The organism is Candidatus Accumulibacter sp. ACC007 (assembly GCF_907163205.1).
Lineage (GTDB): Bacteria > Pseudomonadota > Gammaproteobacteria > Burkholderiales > Rhodocyclaceae > Accumulibacter > Accumulibacter regalis.
Window position 1 is genome coordinate 2,202,056 of sequence record NZ_CAJQUD010000001.1, and the last position, 15,936, is coordinate 2,217,991.

The 15,936-nt window shown below is 64.9% G+C and carries 15 protein-coding genes; 14 read left to right on the forward strand and 1 reads right to left on the reverse strand.

Annotated features, from left to right (window positions below):
* Positions 1-10: 10 nt before the first annotated feature.
* From QZ634_RS09650 to QZ634_RS09700, 11 genes are all read left to right on the forward strand, one after another.
* Positions 11-754 (forward strand): thioredoxin domain-containing protein, encoded by a 744-nt coding sequence (locus tag QZ634_RS09650; protein WP_291987596.1) that lies wholly within the window; start codon positions 11-13, stop codon positions 752-754.
* A 195-nt stretch (positions 755-949) separates the two neighbouring features.
* On the forward strand, positions 950-1,444 hold the full coding sequence (radC, locus tag QZ634_RS09655) for a DNA repair protein RadC (protein WP_003292123.1): 495 nt from the start codon (positions 950-952) through the stop codon (positions 1,442-1,444).
* 268 nt (positions 1,445-1,712) lie between these two features.
* A complete protein-coding gene (locus QZ634_RS09660) occupies positions 1,713-2,873 on the forward strand; it encodes a hypothetical protein (protein WP_110267048.1) in 1,161 nt (386 codons plus the stop codon).
* A gap of 8 nt (positions 2,874-2,881) precedes the next feature.
* Complete coding sequence (locus QZ634_RS09665; protein WP_291987619.1) at positions 2,882-5,131, forward strand: Mov34/MPN/PAD-1 family protein; 2,250 nt, start codon at positions 2,882-2,884, stop codon at positions 5,129-5,131.
* Positions 5,132-5,144: 13 nt separating this feature from the next.
* Positions 5,145-6,011, forward strand: a complete 867-nt coding sequence (locus QZ634_RS09670; protein WP_237723398.1) for a hypothetical protein — start codon at positions 5,145-5,147, stop codon at positions 6,009-6,011.
* Positions 6,008-6,685, forward strand: a complete 678-nt coding sequence (locus tag QZ634_RS09675; RefSeq protein ID WP_010792116.1) for a hypothetical protein — start codon at positions 6,008-6,010, stop codon at positions 6,683-6,685. Before QZ634_RS09670 ends, QZ634_RS09675 begins: the two co-directional genes overlap by 4 nt.
* Positions 6,686-6,902: 217 nt before the next feature.
* Positions 6,903-7,340, forward strand: a complete 438-nt coding sequence (locus QZ634_RS09680; RefSeq protein WP_291987632.1) for a TIGR03757 family integrating conjugative element protein — start codon at positions 6,903-6,905, stop codon at positions 7,338-7,340.
* Positions 7,337-8,281, forward strand: a complete 945-nt coding sequence (locus QZ634_RS09685) for a TIGR03756 family integrating conjugative element protein (protein ID WP_003292117.1) — start codon at positions 7,337-7,339, stop codon at positions 8,279-8,281. The genes QZ634_RS09680 and QZ634_RS09685 overlap by 4 nt, the downstream gene beginning before the upstream one ends.
* 10 nt (positions 8,282-8,291) lie before the next feature.
* On the forward strand, positions 8,292-9,698 hold the full coding sequence (locus tag QZ634_RS09690; RefSeq protein ID WP_062838311.1) for an integrating conjugative element protein: 1,407 nt from the start codon (positions 8,292-8,294) through the stop codon (positions 9,696-9,698).
* Positions 9,695-10,048 carry a hypothetical protein gene (locus tag QZ634_RS09695; RefSeq protein ID WP_003140982.1) on the forward strand — a complete coding sequence of 118 codons (354 nt, stop codon included), beginning with the start codon at positions 9,695-9,697 and terminating at the stop codon, positions 10,046-10,048. The genes QZ634_RS09690 and QZ634_RS09695 overlap by 4 nt, the downstream gene beginning before the upstream one ends.
* A gap of 15 nt (positions 10,049-10,063) precedes the next feature.
* On the forward strand, positions 10,064-11,587 hold the full coding sequence (locus QZ634_RS09700; RefSeq protein WP_023083160.1) for a conjugal transfer protein TraG N-terminal domain-containing protein: 1,524 nt from the start codon (positions 10,064-10,066) through the stop codon (positions 11,585-11,587).
* A gap of 7 nt (positions 11,588-11,594) precedes the next feature.
* On the opposite strand, the gene QZ634_RS09705 is transcribed toward QZ634_RS09700, so the two are convergent.
* Positions 11,595-11,966 (reverse strand): DUF3742 family protein, encoded by a 372-nt coding sequence (locus tag QZ634_RS09705; RefSeq protein ID WP_008906272.1) that lies wholly within the window; start codon positions 11,964-11,966, stop codon positions 11,595-11,597.
* Positions 11,967-12,189: 223 nt separating this feature from the next.
* Here QZ634_RS09705 and QZ634_RS09710 point away from each other — a divergent pair, with 223 nt between their 5' ends.
* From QZ634_RS09710 to mobH, 3 genes are all read left to right on the forward strand, one after another.
* Entirely contained in the window at positions 12,190-12,948 is a 759-nt protein-coding gene (locus tag QZ634_RS09710) for a type IV toxin-antitoxin system AbiEi family antitoxin domain-containing protein (protein ID WP_291987647.1), read from the forward strand.
* On the forward strand, positions 12,941-13,861 hold the full coding sequence (locus QZ634_RS09715; protein WP_019373846.1) for a nucleotidyl transferase AbiEii/AbiGii toxin family protein: 921 nt from the start codon (positions 12,941-12,943) through the stop codon (positions 13,859-13,861). Before QZ634_RS09710 ends, QZ634_RS09715 begins: the two co-directional genes overlap by 8 nt.
* Before the next feature lie 202 nt (positions 13,862-14,063).
* The gene (gene mobH, locus QZ634_RS09720; RefSeq protein ID WP_291987652.1) at positions 14,064-15,914 is read left to right on the forward strand and encodes a MobH family relaxase; all 1,851 of its coding nucleotides are present in this window, start codon (positions 14,064-14,066) and stop codon (positions 15,912-15,914) included.
* Positions 15,915-15,936 lie beyond the last annotated feature (22 nt).

Sequence of the window (15,936 nt, forward strand, 5' to 3'; positions counted from 1 at the left end):
GAGCAACACGATGCGCATGCCTTCATTCGCCCGCCGTCATCCCTGGATCGGTCTGCTGATCGTGGTGACGATTGGGGTTGCCTCGTGGATGCTGCTGCGCGCGCCGCATCCGGCGACCGAGCCCATGTCCCTGGCCGCCGCCGGGTCCGAAGCGCCGAAACCGGCCGGCCCGCCCTGGCTGTATGGCCGTGCCGATGCGCGCTTCACGGTGGTCGGGTACGCCGACCTGGAGTGTCCGTACTGCCGGGCCTACTTCCCCGCGCTCAAGCGCTGGATCGACGCCCATCCCGAGGTGAACTGGCAGTGGCACCACCTGCCGCTGTCCATGCACGAGCCGGCCGCGACTGCCGGGGCACGCCTGGTCGAGTGCGCGGGCGAGACGGGCGGACATGCCACGTTCTGGCAGGCCGTGGCGTGGCTCTACTCGAACACCCGCGGCGACGGCCACGGCCTGCCGGAGGGCCTGCGCTATCCCGACCTCACGCCAGCCATGCAGGGTTGTCTCGACAGCGATCGCCCCGATGCCGTCATCCGCGCCCAGGCGGTGGAAGCCGCAGAGCAGGGCATCGCGGCCACGCCGGCCCTGCAACTGCGCGACCGCGAGTCCGGCAAGACCCTCCTGCTGCACGGCCCCGTCGAAGGCGATGCCTTGCTGTCGGCCATCGACCTGCTCGCTGCCGGCAGCACGACCGCAGCCGAACCTGCCCATTCCCCAGACATGCCCGCCGGCGTTGCCGGTGACATGCCCAGGTAGCCATCGATCTTCAAGGCTGCGGCGCGGCTCGTCCGCGTTGATCGAAACCCGTTCGCATCGCATCCCTTGACGCGAACGGCCACCGCATCCGCGGTGGTGGATGCCCGCTCGTCACCCGTTCCATCCCCATCGTCCCCAGGAGGGTTTGCCCTCCAGGGGCAGGCGCCCTCCGATCTCATCCATTGGAGGTTCGCCATGTCTCTTGTCATCGCCGACTCCCGCCCGGAGTCGCTCACCCTGATCGCCGCCCAGCACGAAGACTGGATCATCCGGCAGGCCATCACCCTGCTGGAGAACCGCGTGTTCAAGGCCGGTCCAGCGCTGGGCAGTCCCGCCGCCGTGCGCGACTACCTGCGCCTGAAACTGGTCGCGGAGCCGAACGAAATCTTCGCCGTCGTGTTTCTCGACAACCAGCACCAGGTGCTCGCCTTCGAGCCGCTGTTCAAGGGCACGGTCGACCAGACTTCGGTGTATCCGAGGGTGGTGGTCCAGCGTGCGCTGGCGCTCAACGCTTCGGCGCTGATCCTGGCGCATCAGCATCCCTCGGGGAACACCGAGCCCTCGGCCGCTGATCGTGCGATCACCGAGCGGCTGAAGAGCGCCCTGGCCACCGTCGATGTCCGGGTACTGGATCACTTCATCGTCGGCAAGGGCAGCCCGTACTCGTTCGCCGAAGCCGGCTTGTTGTAGTCCGCACCGCAGGCGTCCCTTCCGGGGCGCCTGTGGAATTTCTAGCCGGCATGGACGCGGGGCCGTGGCGTCCCAATGACGGACCACTGGGGTCACCCAGCTACTCAGGCGGTATTGCCTGCACGACGCACCTTTTGCGACGCACCTCGCTTGACAATCTACATATAGTGTGTTGATCGTCAGTAGATTCGTATATATAGTGTTAGCACTCTCGGTGGTAGAGTGCTAAATAGCAAAGCTGCCACTTATCCTGAACAAGGAGTACTCCGTGGCAGACGTGCATAAGGTTGTCTTTTACCCGGTCGGAAACGGGGACACCACCCAGATTGTCCTGTCTGGCGGCCGCCGCGTTCTCTTCGACTTTTGCCACCGCGAGAGAGCCGAAGATACCGACACCCCGGAAATCGACCTGAAGTCCCGTTTCAAGGACGAACTGAAGGCAGTCGATCGCGACTACTTCGACGTGGTGGCTTTCACTCATGCGGACCTGGATCACATCCAAGGCAGCACCGACTTCTTCGAGCTTCAGCATGCCAAGAAGTACCAAGGCGAAGGCCGGATCAAGATTCGGGAGCTTTGGGTTCCAGCCGCCATGCTGCTGGAGGAGGCCGACAAGGACCATCAGCAGGAAGAGTTTGTACTGCTCCGGCAAGAGGCGCGACACCGCCTACTGGAAGGCAAGGACATCCTTGTGTTCTCGAAGCCGAAGGCGCTCGCCGATTGGCTCGAACCTCGACTGAACGAACGGGGAGAAGCGGCTTCGGCGCGCGATCATCTCTTCATAGACGCCGGCACAATTGTCCCCGGATTCTCGCTGGCCAGCGATGGGGTTGAGTTCTTCTGCCACTCGCCTTTCATCAAGCATTGTGACGAAGGAGACATCATCCGCAACCGCGCCTCGCTGGTGTTCAACGTACGTTTCCTGGCAGATGGCGCGTATTACGACTACCTAGAAGTGGGCGATGCCACCTGGGAGGAAATGGAAGACATCGTCCGCACGACGAGGTACCACAAGAACGATGATCGCCTCGCCTGGGATCTGTACAACATCCCGCACCATTGCAGCTATCTGGTACTCAACGAGGAAGGCCAGAAAGGTGACAAAGAGACTGAGCCGAAGCCGCTGGTCAAGGAACTGTTGCTCCAAGGGAAGCGCGACGCCTACATCGTCAGTTGCAGCAAGCCCATTCCAGACATCAAGGAGTCCTACGAGCAAGTGCAACCACCGCACATCCAAGCCCGCAACACCTACGAGCGCTACTTGAAGGAAGTCGGCGGACGCAAGTTTCTGGTGACGATGGAGGAGCCGAACGCCAACAAGCCAGAACCGATCGTTTTCGAGATTGCCAGCGGCGGCGTTACCTGGAAGCGTTCAGCGTCCATCGGCGCGCCGGCCATCATCACCTCAACTCCGCCGCGCGCAGGCTGACGAGCTGGATGATGCCGGATGCGTACCACGAGCTCGCGAACGTCGTAGAGGTCAAGGACGCCAGCGAACTAACGATCCCCCGTGCGAAAGCGCTGTTTGGCGCGGTCCAGCGTCAGCGCGACTATTCGCTTGTCCAGATTCTCCGCCATCCCGTTGACGGCGATCCGACGCTCGAATGTCTCGTCGTGGAGGTCGAGTGTGACGACGTACCGCCGAAGAATCCGGTCGGCATCCGGTACCGTGAGCGCTTGGCGCTGTGTGTCCCCAATGACCCCAAGAGGCTGATCGAGGTGTTGGCGCTGCGTCAGGACTTCCCGATCCTGATGCATCAGAACCAAGGCGTACCCGGCACCCCTGCGAGCCTATGCCTGTATTTCGAGCCAGCCGGAGCGGTAATGCGCACCTGGACGCCCGAAGCATTCCTTCGTCGCATCCAGTGGTGGCTGGAGAAGAGCGCCCGAGGCGAGCTACACGCGGCGGACCAGCCGGTTGAGCATCTCTTCTTTGCCAGCAAGTACGAACTCGTTCTGCCGTGGAATCTGACCGAACTCCGCAAAGATCCCGCTCTGCGTTTCGCCATCGTTCTCCGGCATGAACGCCCTGACGGCGGTTTCACTTGCTTTCTGGAACCCATTGCGAAGACCGCCCCGCGTGTCAAGACGACCAAGCACATTGAACTGGCGCTGCCCCCCATCGTGCACGGCCTCGTCGAGCGTGATCCTGTGACGCTGGGGCAACTGGCGGATGTACTGGCACGACGCGAGGTAGACCTGATTGGTCCTCTACGGGAAGCGCTACAGGCTGACATCAATGAAGCAGGCACGACCGCCTCGGCTGACGACAAGGGCACGATCATCCTCTTGCATATCCCCATTCGCCGAAGCGTCGAAGCCGAGCCCGATGGCGTCGCGCATCGGGCATTCCTTGTACCGATTGGCGGCCTCGAACTCGGCATCGCCTGCGGTGCATTGTTTGTCCATGAAAAACGGTACTACAAGGACCTGCTGAACCAGCAACCAGCAACGGCATGGCGCGAGCAGCCCATCCTGCCCATGGCTGTCCTGACTCAAAACGACCGAACGGCGGCGATGCGTCAATCCGGCGTCACGGAAGAAGGGCCAGCGGGCGTATTGGTCGGCGCAGGCTCGCTCGGCAGCGCTCTGCTGAATCTATGGGGCCGCAGCGGCTGGGGACGTTGGACGGTTATCGACAAGGATCACATCAAGCCGCACAACCTCTCTCGGCACGGTGCCTACGCGCAACACATTGGCGAGACCAAGGCCACGGTAGTCGCAGGATTACATTCCGCCGCAATGGAAGGAGCGACCGAGATCGTCCCACTAGCGGCTGATGCCTGCGACTTTGCACAGGTGGATTTCGCACAGGCGCTCGCCGGCGCCGCACTGGCCATCGACGCCTCGACCACACTTGAATACCCACGAGCGGCCAGCGCGGTCGATACCCTTCCGCGACATTTCTCCGTCTTCGTCACGCCGAACGGCAACGCTGCAGTGCTGCTTGCCGAGGATGCGAAGCGGATGCAACGGCTTCGCACACTGGAGGCGCAGTACTATCGCGCACTGATCCAGCAGGACTGGGGGAGAGTCCACCTCGACGGCCACGCGAGCACCTTCTGGAGCGGGGCGAGTTGCCGCGACATCTCACTCGTGATGCCTTACTCGCGCATCTTGGGCCAGGCAAGCACGCTGGCGGAGCAGATCCAGGCCGCTGTGGCGCGCGAGGATGCCCTGATTCGGATCTGGCAACGCGATCCTGCGCGTGGCGGCGTCGAGGTGCATGATGTGCCAGCAGTGCCCGAGCGGCGTATCGCGCTGGGTGAGCTTGACCTCTACATCGACGACGGTGTCGAACAACAGTTGCGGGTTTTGCGCCAGCAAAGCTTTCCCAACGAAACCGGTGGCGTGCTGCTCGGGTACTACGATTTCAACATCGAGGCTGTTGTCATCGTCGCCGGTTTGCCAGCGCCCTCCGACAGCAAGGCCAGCCCCGACTCCTTCGAGCGTGGCGTCGCCGGACTTGCTGAAGCGGTCAAGGACGCCGCCAAGCGCACCGCGGGCATGGTCGGCTACGTCGGCGAATGGCATAGCCATCCGCCTGGCCACTCCGCATCTCCGAGCCGGCACGATCTCGTGCAACTCGTCCATCTGGCACTCGGCATGGCCGATGACGGCCTGCCGGCTGTTCAGCTCATCGTCGGAGAGCAAGACCTGCAAATCCTGCAAGGTGCGGTGCAGTGATATGCCAGGCGAGATGATCTTGAAGATATGGGACGTTGAACATGGCGCCTGCGCCATGCTCACACATCGCTCTGCCTACGGCGTGGAAGGGCGCTTGGCGATGATCGACTCGGGTGACAACAGCACCACAGGCTGGAAGCCGAGCACCTACATCAAGCACTACCTGAAGCGCAACGTTCTGGACTACCTGTTCGTGACGAATGCGGACCTCGACCACATCAGCGATCTGAACAACCTGTGGAAAGAAGGAATCACGGTATCCACGTTCTTCCGCAATCGCAGCGTGTCACCCGAAGTCATGAGGATCATCAAGGAGGCCAGCGGCGAACTGACCGAGGACATCGAACGATACTTGGACATTCATGCCGGCTACGTCAACCCCGTGGACGTCCCCTTCGATGAGAGTATGGGAGGCATCTCGGTGCGGACGTTTTGGAACTCGACGCCACCCTTTTACGACACGAACAACCTGAGCATGGTGGCATTCTTCAAGTACGGGCCATTCAAGATTCTGTTTCCCGGTGACCTCGAAGAAGACGGATGGCTGGCGCTGCTCGAACAGCCGGCATTTCGAGCGGAGCTCATCGACACGACCGTGCTCGTGGCATCCCACCACGGCCGAGAGAACGGCTACTGCCGGGCGCTATTCGGCTACTGTCACCCGCGAGCGATCGTGATGTCCGACAAAGCAATCGTCCATGATACGCAGGGGATGACTCAGACCTATCGCCAGCGCGTCATAGATCACTGGCCGAACGGAGTTCTTGTCGCCACGACTGGAAAACAGCGTCGTGTGCTCACGACGCGACGCGATGGCTGGATTCAATTCAACGTCAATGATCGTGGCGATTTCACCATCTATACGGAGTGCTATGGATGAGGGACACCAAAAACTACGGCAGCAAGACACTCAAGGGCCGCAACCTCGCATGGCTGGTGGCGACGCTCATCCTGGACTTCCTCGTCCTTCTGGTCCTTGCCTTCCACACCGCGATCGAGGATCTGACGCCGACTCGACTAGCGGCCGTTCGCGCCAGCCTGACCGCACTGTTGCCGATCCCGGTGTTGATCTTCTCGTCGCTGATCTCGGCCGACCACAAGGCCATCCTCGTATTCTGGCGCTGCAAGCATCCGTTGCCGGGTTCGCGTGCCTTTTCCGTGCACGCGCCGGCGGATCACCGCATCGACCTGACGAAGCTGAAAAAGAACGTCGGCGAGTTCCCTGTGGGTGAACGCGACCAGAACGCGAAGTGGTATGGCCTCTACAAGCAGGTCGATTCAGACCCCTCGGTCGTGGACAGCCACAAGAACTATCTGCTGTTCCGCGACATTGCCGCTATGTCGCTGCTGCTCGTGCCCATAGTACCCGCGGTGATGTATTTCAGCGGGTTGGATACGCCTCGCATTCTGATCTCGACCGCTTGGTTCCTGGGTCAGTATCTGGTCGCGGCATTCGCTGCGCGCACGACAGGCATCCGCTTCGTGCAGAACGTGCTGGCCGTGCATGCCAGCCGGAAAGTGACGAACTCGCGGAAGAAGGAGGCTGATGGATAGGTTCTGGCGCAGACTCGTACACAAGGTCCTCCAGATGGCAGCGTATTGATCTTGACGGGAGCTTCCAGCTTCCCCGTTTTTTTGCATCCTGAGCAGCCCATAACGCTCGCTGCTGTTGTCGCATCAAACCGGAGAGTGCCGATTCCGGTTTGACAGTCGCTTCCATCCCCCCCCTGGAGTCGACTACCCACCCTGATCGTTTTCACGGTGGCTCGACATGCCAGCTCCCATATCCAACCCATCTGTAGCGCAGTGGCGCCTGCTTGCGGCCGGACTCTTGGCTGTGCTGCTCGGCCCCTCCGCCTGGGCCGCCGATGTGCTCGTCGTCACCGACAGCCGTCATCCGGTGCAGGCCCCGGCCGGCGTGCGGATCATCGAGCTGGACCAGGCCACGCGCATCAAGGTCGAACTCGCCGCGCACCTGCCGGCCGACCCGCAACAGGCCGCAGCCCTGGTGCGGCAGCGGTTGCATGACGGCGGCGAGGCCCTTCAACGCCGCATCGGCCACGCCTACCAAGGTGTCGCGGATGCCTGGGGACTGGGCATCGCCAAGATTCCCGCCGTGGTGGTCGATCGACGCTATGTGGTCTACGGCGAGCCCGACGTGTCCCGCGCCGTCGCGCGCATCAACGCCTACCGGAGCGCGCAGCCATGAGCCTCCTGCTGGCACGCCGGCGCCTGCGCGCCACCGCCGCCTCGCTGCTGCTGAGCGCGGCCACGTCGACGTTCGCCCTGGACACCGCCACCATCGTCTCGTCGGCGCTGTCCCCCGACTGCCTCGAATACCGCGTGGTCGGAATCTGCTACTGGCTGTACTGCACGCCCTTCGGCTGCTCGGTTCGCACCTCCGTCAAGGTGCGCCACTACGTCCCCGATGCGGTGGTGTCGAGCTACTCGAACACCGGCGAGAACCCGTGGCTGGAAGTCAGGGCGATGAGCATGCCCAACCCGAGCGCCAAGGCTGGCGGTGACGGCACGACCAATCACGACAACGAGAACAACCTCGCCAAGTTTAAGAACGCCGATGTCATCGGCCATCCGGCCGGGATGGTGTTCAGCCAGTTCGCCAGCGCCTCCGGCTACACCTGCGAAGGCGCGGGCACGGCCTTCATGCCGTATCTGCTGAGCACGCTCGACACGATCGCCTGGCGCTACAACATCCCGGAAGCGTTCTACCCCGAAGCGCTCATCCCCGGCCGGCGCGAAATCGGTACGCGCACCGGCCTGAACCTCTGGGGCAACGTGTATCCCCGCGGTGGCTTCCTGCACCAGACCGACGACCACAAGAGCGGCGCCGTGGTCGCGCAGCGCGCGGGCGACATCGTGACGCGCCGCGGCCAGATCCACGTGTACCAGCCCCTGCTGGCCAACGCCCGCGACGGGTACTGGCCGGCCGGCGCGTTGATGGAGACCGACGCCTCGACGGGCAAGTGGCAGGAGCTGACGCCCACGCTCTCGAACAGTTGCGTGGTCTTCCCGCACAGCCGCACCCGCGTGCAGGCCCAGCAAGGCGACTACGCCTGGGCCTTGTGGCGGCCTTACTCCTGCTGCCGGCGCCGTGGCCAGGTCTTCCTCGGCAGCGTCGATTTCATGTGAGAAACCCACGATGAACGCCTCCCTCCCTGACTTCCTGCACCGCGCGAAATCGCCCTTGCGGGCCACGCTGCTCGTGGCGGCCATCACGCTGGTCGTCGGCGTCGCCTGGGCGCAGACGCGCATCGATCCCAATGGCGTGAACGTCAGCGGCAGCGTGATCGGCGACGACGTGCTCTACAGCATCGGCGGCGGCCGGGCCGTGTCGATGGGTGGTGCCGGCAACATGCAGAGCATCGGCGTGGGGATCGGCTGGAACAGCAACCTGATCTGCGGCGACATGAGCATCACCACGACGCTGCAGAACCAGCTCAACGGCATCACCAACGGCTTCCAGACGATCATGAGCAACGTGATCCAGAACGCCACCAGCGCCGTGGCCTCGCTGCCGGCCCTGATCATCCAGCGCGCCGACCCGGGGCTCTACAACCTGCTGACCAACGGCATCCTCCAGGCACGCATGGACTTCGACCGCTCGAAGATGACCTGCCGCGCCATCGCCAATCGGATGGCGGACATGGCCGGCGGCCAAGCCGGCTGGGACCAGCTCGCCGAGGGGATGGCGCTGCGGGATGCGGTCAGCAGCACCGATGCCGTCTCCGCCATCGAGCAAGCCGAGTCCAACAAAGGGAACAACGGCGTGCCCTGGGTCGGCGGCGGCAACGCGGGCGGCTCCGGCCAGAGTTCGATCAAGGTGGTCGGCGACGTGACGCGAGCGGGCTACAACCTGCTCAACGGGCGCAGCGCCACCGATAGCTCGTCGATCGCGCGCAGCGCCTGCGGCAACCGCCTGACCTGCCAAACCTGGTCCTCGCCCCAGGCGGCCGCGGACTGGGCGACCCGCGTGTTGGGCGAACGCGAGCAGCGCACCTGCGAAAACTGCACGAAGACCCAGACCACGCCTGGCGTCGGGCTGACGCCAATGATCCAGGAAGAGTACGAGACCAAGCTGCAGGCGCTGCAGGAACTGGTGACGGGCGCCCGGCCGACGACGCTGGCCAATCTCGACGCAGCCGGCAGCAGCTCGCTGCCGATCACCCGCGGCGTGATCGAGGCCCTGCGTGACGAACCCGACCAGGACGTGCTGGGCCGGCGCCTCGCGTCCGAGGCGGCGCTGTCCAGCGTGCTGGAGAAGGCCCTGCTGCTGCAACGCACGTTGCTGACCGGCAAGAAGGAGCCGAACGTCGCTGCCAACGAGCTGGCCGTGCAGGCGGTCGACCAGGAGAACAGCGCGCTGGAGCAGGAGATCAACAACCTCAAGACCGAACTGGAGCTGCGCCGCACGCTGGCCGGCAACTCGGCGATGGCGATCATCCAGCGCCACAGCACCCGCGCGGCCGGCTCGCGCGGCGTCTTCGAGGGCGACACCACACGCGACCGTCTGCGGGAAGTCCAGAAGCCGCGGAGCGGTACGCCATGAGCCGGCTGGCCTGGCTGCGGCTGCCATGGCTGTTCAACCGCCGCGTCGGCGTGGCGCTGCTGTGGACCTTGCTGGTGGCCGCCGCCGCGGTGGCGGTGAACATCGCCGGCATCCACGTGGTCGGCGGCGTCGAGGGCTGGCAGCACTGGCTGCAGGCGCACGCCGGCCACTTCTTCGTGTGGCGGCTGTGCCTCTACGGAGCGACGGCTTACGGCTGGTGGTGGATGCGTCGGCGCCTGTTGCGGCGGGAGCCGTCCCGCGAGACGCATCAGCGCCTGCTGCGCACGGCGATCGCGGCCGTGATCGCCGTGGTCGCGCTGGAAGTCAGCCAACTGTTGCGGCACGGCTGAGACCGGGAGGCAGGCATGACGCTCTACACCACGGACTACCTGGAGTATTACCTGACCCTGGTGGCTTGGGTGGTCAACAACGGCATCTGGAGCATTCTCGTGGCCAGCGGCGTGTTCGCGCTGCCGTTCGTGGCCATCGTGATCCAGGAGTGGCTCAAGGCCCGCAGCGAAGGTGCGGACGAAGGCAACAAGGGCGTGCTGTCGTCGATGCGCATCGAGAACCGGGTATGGGTGGCGATCGTGGTCATCATGTTCGCCGGCATCCCGTTCATCCCGGTGGATCTCGCCACGATCAGGTTCGACACCACGCGCTCCGCGCAATGCCAGGTCAACGTCCCGCTGCCCAACGACACGGGCTGGTCCAACGTCTACACGGCGCTCAACGACCAGAGCGCGCTGGTGCCGGTGTGGTGGTTCTTCATGCACGCGCTGTCGAAAGCCGTGACGGGCTCCGCGGTGGCAGCGATTCCCTGCGGCACGGACCTGCGTCAGATTCGCATGGATGTGGATGCCACGCGCATCGACGATCCGGTGCTGGCACAGGAGGTCGCCGACTTCACGCACGACTGCTACGGGCCGTCGCGCGCCAAGCTGTTCATGAACCGGCCGACGCTCTCCGACGAGCAGATGAACGACGTCACCTGGATCGGGTCGAGTTACTTCCTCGACACGCCCGGCTTCTATGACACCTATCGCGCCAAGACCCCACGCACGGCCTGGCCCTACGACGCGACCCGCGATGCGGGGCTGGCACAGGTGGACAGCGGCGGCGGCTATCCGTCCTGCCGGCAGTGGTGGGCCGATGGCGGCCAGGGACTGCGCAGCCGGCTGCTGGCACAGGTCGACCCGGACCTGCTGACCCGCATCGGGCGCTGGGTGGGCTTCCTGTCGCAGAGCGAGGTCAATGACTCGGTGATCCGCGCCGTCGTCTCACCGCGGCAGCAGAAGATGAACCAGGGCGCCGTCTACACCGATTACGGCGGCCAGATCGACAAGACGCTGCCGAACATCGTCACGCGCGGCGCGAGCGACCTGGGGCTGACCGTCGGCTCGCTGGGCTTCTTTCCGGCGATGGACGTGGTGCGCCAGGCGCTGCCGATGGTGCTGACGATGCTCAAGATGGCGCTCGTCATCTGCATCCCGCTGGTGCTGCTGATCGGCACCTACGACCTGAAGACGGTGGTGACGGTGAGCTGCGTCCAGTTCGCGCTGTTCTTCGTGGACTTCTGGTTCCAGCTCGCGCGCTGGATCGACAGCACGATCCTGGACGCGCTCTACGGCTGGGGGTTTGGCGCCGACAGGCCGCACACGAACTTCGATCCGCTGATCGGCTTGAACAACGCCTTTGGCGACATGCTGCTCAACTTCGTCATGGCGATGATGTTCATCGTGCTGCCGACGTTTTGGGTCATGGCATTGGCTTGGGCAGGCGTTCGCACGGGAAATATCGTGCAGGGGTTGTCCACCGCCACCTCGGACGCCAAGGGCGCTGGGGGGCGTGGCGCTGGTATGGCAATGAGCGCCGTATCGAAGAAGTGACCGCCGTTCAGTCGTCGTCGGTCACATGCGGGTCGATGCGCCAGTCGCTCTTGTCATAAAGCCCGAAGCCGTTGGGGCCTTCCCTCCACTCGGGTTGCGGTTCCTCTTGATCAGAGTCGTCGTGCTGCACGAGCCATGCAGCAGTCACCGCAAAGGCAAGCAGCAGGGCCAGCCAGAACGCGGAGTAGAGCAGCGCACCGAGCACGGCGAGCTTGACGATCCAGAGCACCGCCGTCGCCGCGCCCGCGGGCACCCCGCGCGTCACCAGCCAGCCGGCGACACGCTGCTCGCGGCGCAGGTATCCACGCCAGGCACGGCCAGCCCCCCGGCCCAGCCGGTGGCTCCAGCGCCCGTTGTGCGTGTTGGTGGTCATGCTCATATGCCTCGGCTTCAGTGGTGCCTCACCTCGCGGAGCGGCCGGTCGTGGCCTGCCCTCCAGCATAGACCGCGATCAGGAGGGCGGGTTGCGGCCGGCAGAGCCGGGTTGGCTCGGGTCGCAGGGCGATTAGATTCTGCACTATAAATCAAACCTTATGCTACTTTCCATGCACGTTCCTGCGATAGCTCTAGGGGCTGATTGGATTCCGTGCTATTTTTATACCATGGATAGAAATTCTAGGCACCAGGTAATCAAGCGGCTGCAGGCGGGACTTCCCCGCGGGGCGCCGTTCGACCTTGCCACCCTGAGCCAGTTCGGGGTGTCGCCCCAGCTCGCCGCCCACTATGCCGACGGCGGGTGGCTCGTGCGCCTGGCCCATGGCGTCTATGCCTTCCCGAACGATGAATTCGGGGTCTACGGTGCGCTGAAGTTCCTGCAACAGCGCGTGCCCGGCCTGCACGTCGGCGGCAAGAGCGCCCTGGCCCTGCAGGGTGTGCGGCACAACCTGGGCAGCCGGGAGGCGCTGGTGCTGTGGGGCGACGGTCGTTTCGTGTTGCCAGCCTGGTTCACCTCGCGCTTTCCGGCCCGCTACGTCCACGCCCGCCTGTTCGACTGGCCGGACACGGCGCTGGCCAGCAAGACCCTGACCACGCCGCCTGGCCTGCCCGAGGATCTGCGGGTGGCTGCCTCCGAGCGTGCCGTTCTGGAGCTGCTGTACGAAGCCGGCGTCAAGCAGAGCCTCGAAGAGGCCCGCAACATCTTCGATGGACTGCGTTCCCCCCGCAAGGACTTGCTCGGACAACTGCTGTCCTGCTGCGCCAGCGTGAAGGCCGTGCGCCTGTTCCTGACCTGGGCGCGCGAGACCAGCCTCGTGGATGTGGATGCCCTGCTGGAGCAGTACCCGGTTCGCACCGGCAGCAACACGCGCTGGATGAGCCGGCTCGATGACGGCACCTTGCTGAGCCTGAGACCTCATGGATAAGACCTACGCGGACACCGTTCGCCTGCTGCTGGCCGTCGCGCCCGACGTGTTCGCCAACGACATCTTCGCCATGAAGGGCGGCACGGCCATCAACCTCTTCGTGCGGGACATGCCGCGCCTTTCAGTGGACATCGACGTGGTGTACCTCCCGTGGCAGACGCCGCGCGACGAAGCGCTGCAAGCCATCAACCAGGAGCTGGCCGCCATCGCCACGCGCGTTGCGCCACTGGGCGTGCAGACACGCCTGGTTCGCGCCAAGGACCTGGGAGACACCAAGCTGATCGTCGAGAACGACGCCAGCCAGGTGAAGATCGAGGTCAACGTCGTGTTCCGCGGCAGCGTGCTGCCCGTCGAGCGGCGGCCGCTGAGCGCCAAGACCAGCGATCTGTTCGGCGTCGAGTTCGAGCTGCCGGTTCTGGCACCGGACGAGCTGTACGCCAGCAAGCTGGTGGCCGCGCTGGATCGACAGCACCCCCGCGACCTGTTCGACGTGTGGCAGCTCTACGAATCGGGCGACATCAGCGACGGCATGGTCGAGTGCTTCGTGATCTATCTGGCGGGCCACAACCGGCCGCCCCACGAAGTGCTGTTCGGCAACGACAAGGACATCGCCGGCGAGTACGAGCGGGCCTTTGTCGGCATGACCGAAGTGGACTGCTCCCTGGAGACACTGCTCGATGCTCGCGCCAGGATGCGGCGCGAGCTGCCACAGCGTCTGAGCACCGCGCACAAGCAGTTTCTGAGCGGGCTGGCGCGCGCAGAACCGGACTGGTCGCTGGTGCAGTGCCAGCACGCCGCGCAACTGCCGGCACTGCGCTGGAAGCTCGCCAATCTGGAGACCTTCCGCAAGCGCCGTCCCGACGACTTCGCAGCGCAATCCGCCGCCCTCGACACCGGCTTGGGCCAGAGCTGACGAGCGTCCCGCAGCGCCCCACTTGCCGGGATTGCCCCATGCCGCATTCATCGTGGCGCCCGCGCAGCAGCGGCCCTATACCCAAAGGCTTCCGATAAAGGCCAAAGGGCTGGGAAGGGGCAAAGGAAGGGCGCCAAGGGGAAAGGCCCTATCCTGAAAAGGCCAAAAGGCGCCCCGAGCAGCCCCTCATCCGGGGTTCGCCATGCTCTCGCTGTTCCAGCGCAAAAGGGTGCCACCCACCGCCGGCACGCCGCCCACCTCCGCCATCGAAACTCCGAAAGGGTCGATGCGGCCGGAGTCGGCCGCATCGCTGCTGGCCACGCCGCGCCGGCAGAAACTGCTGGAACACATCTGGCAGCGCACATCGCTCTCGCGCCGGCAGTTCGCCACGCTCTACCTCGCCCCACTGGAGCGCTACGCCGAGCTGGTCCAGCAGTTCCCGGCTTCCGAGAACCACCACCACGCCTATCCGGGCGGCATGCTGGACCACGGCCTGGAGATCGTCGCCTATGCGCTGAAGCTGCGGCAGTCATACCTGCTGCCTGCGGGCGTCACGCCGGAGGCACAGGCGGCCCAGGCCGAAGCCTGGACCGCAGGCACGGCCTACGCGGCCTTGCTGCACGACATCGGCAAGATTGCGGTCGATCTGCACGTCGAGCATGCCGACGGCAGCGTCTGGCATCCCTGGCACGGCCCGCTGCGAAAGCCCTACCGCTTCCGTTACCGAAAGGAGCGCGAGTACCGCCTGCACAGCGCCGCCACCGGGCTGCTCTACGCGCGCCTTCTCGATCGGGACATCTTCGACTGGCTCAGCGGCTATCCCGACCTCTGGGCCGCGCTGCTGTACGTGCTGGCCGGCCAGTACGAGCACGCCGGCACGCTCGGCGAGCTGGTCGTGCAGGCCGACCAGGCATCGGTCGCCCAGGAACTCGGCGGCGATCCCAGCAAGGCGCTGGTGGCGCCCAAGCATGCTCTGCAACGCAAATTGCTCGACGGCTTGCGCTACCTGCTCAAGGAAGCGTTCAAGCTGAACCAGGCCGGCCCGGCGGACGGTTGGCTGACCCAGGACGCCTTGTGGCTGGTGAGCAAGACCGTCTCCGACAAGCTGCGCGCACATCTGCTATCGCAAGGCATCGACGGCATTCCGGCGAGCAATACGGCGGTGTTCAACGTGCTGCAGGATCACGGCATCGTGCAGCCAACGCCGGATGGCAAGGCGATCTGGAAGGCTACTGTCACCAGCGACGCCGGCTGGTCGCACGCATTCACCTTCCTGAAACTCTCGCCGGCGATGATCTGGGATGCCGCCGACCGGCCGGCGCCGTTCGCAGGCCGTGTGCAGGTCGAAGAGGAACAAGCGGAGCCGACGCCTCAGGCGCCGGCGGTGGCCGATGGGCCGCGCGCGGAAGGCATCGAAGCTGCATCCGCGAGCACGACGCCGATCGCATCCGCAGCCATGGACACCGGCGTGGCCGCGCTGCTCGACCTGCTGGGCGACACCACTCCACCCACGGCACCGGAGATCCCGAGTTCCCCTGTTGCCGAGCCCGAGCCGGCCCCTTCGACCGTGCCCCCGCCGCAGATGGGCCTCGCGCCTTCCCAGGATCGCGCGGAGCCCTCCGGGGCGCACTTCATGGCCTGGCTGCGTCAGAGCATCCAGACGCGCAAGCTCATCATCAACGACGCCAAGGCCCTGGTGCATACCGTCGCCGGTACGACCTACCTCGTCAGCCCCGGCGTGTTCCAGCGCTACGCGCAGGAGTACCTTCAAGTCGCCGCGCTGGCCAAGCAGGAGAAGCTGGAGGGGTGGCAGTGGGTGCAGAAGCGCTTCGAGAAGCTGGGACAGCACCGCAAGCAGCCGAGCGGGCTGAACATCTGGACCTGCGAAGTCACGGGGCCGCGCAAGTCGCGCCGGCTGCACGGCTACCTGCTCGTCAGCCCGGATGCGCTGTTCCAGGAGACGCCGCCAGACAACCCATACCTGCGGCTCCTCAACGAGGCCGCAAAGCGCGAAGATTCAGCCCTTGGGGCCAAGGACGACGATCAGGCGTAGGCATGCGACCGCTGTGCGGGCC

Bases quoted from the DNA above. Each gene is read 5' to 3' on its own strand.
- QZ634_RS09705 (WP_008906272.1), bottom strand. From the start codon at position 11,966: ATGAGCATGACCACCAACACGCACAACGGGCGCTGGAGCCACCGGCTG.
- QZ634_RS09710 (WP_291987647.1), top strand. From the start codon at position 12,190: ATGGATAGAAATTCTAGGCACCAGGTAATCAAGCGGCTGCAGGCGGGA.
- mobH (WP_291987652.1), top strand. From the start codon at position 14,064: ATGCTCTCGCTGTTCCAGCGCAAAAGGGTGCCACCCACCGCCGGCACG.
- QZ634_RS09680 (WP_291987632.1), top strand. From the start codon at position 6,903: ATGCCAGCTCCCATATCCAACCCATCTGTAGCGCAGTGGCGCCTGCTT.
- radC (WP_003292123.1), top strand. From the start codon at position 950: ATGTCTCTTGTCATCGCCGACTCCCGCCCGGAGTCGCTCACCCTGATC.
- QZ634_RS09690 (WP_062838311.1), top strand. From the start codon at position 8,292: ATGAACGCCTCCCTCCCTGACTTCCTGCACCGCGCGAAATCGCCCTTG.
- QZ634_RS09715 (WP_019373846.1), top strand. From the start codon at position 12,941: ATGGATAAGACCTACGCGGACACCGTTCGCCTGCTGCTGGCCGTCGCG.
- QZ634_RS09670 (WP_237723398.1), top strand. From the start codon at position 5,145: ATGATCTTGAAGATATGGGACGTTGAACATGGCGCCTGCGCCATGCTC.
- QZ634_RS09675 (WP_010792116.1), top strand. From the start codon at position 6,008: ATGAGGGACACCAAAAACTACGGCAGCAAGACACTCAAGGGCCGCAAC.
- QZ634_RS09700 (WP_023083160.1), top strand. From the start codon at position 10,064: ATGACGCTCTACACCACGGACTACCTGGAGTATTACCTGACCCTGGTG.
- QZ634_RS09665 (WP_291987619.1), top strand. From the start codon at position 2,882: ATGATGCCGGATGCGTACCACGAGCTCGCGAACGTCGTAGAGGTCAAG.
- QZ634_RS09650 (WP_291987596.1), top strand. From the start codon at position 11: ATGCGCATGCCTTCATTCGCCCGCCGTCATCCCTGGATCGGTCTGCTG.
- QZ634_RS09695 (WP_003140982.1), top strand. From the start codon at position 9,695: ATGAGCCGGCTGGCCTGGCTGCGGCTGCCATGGCTGTTCAACCGCCGC.
- QZ634_RS09685 (WP_003292117.1), top strand. From the start codon at position 7,337: ATGAGCCTCCTGCTGGCACGCCGGCGCCTGCGCGCCACCGCCGCCTCG.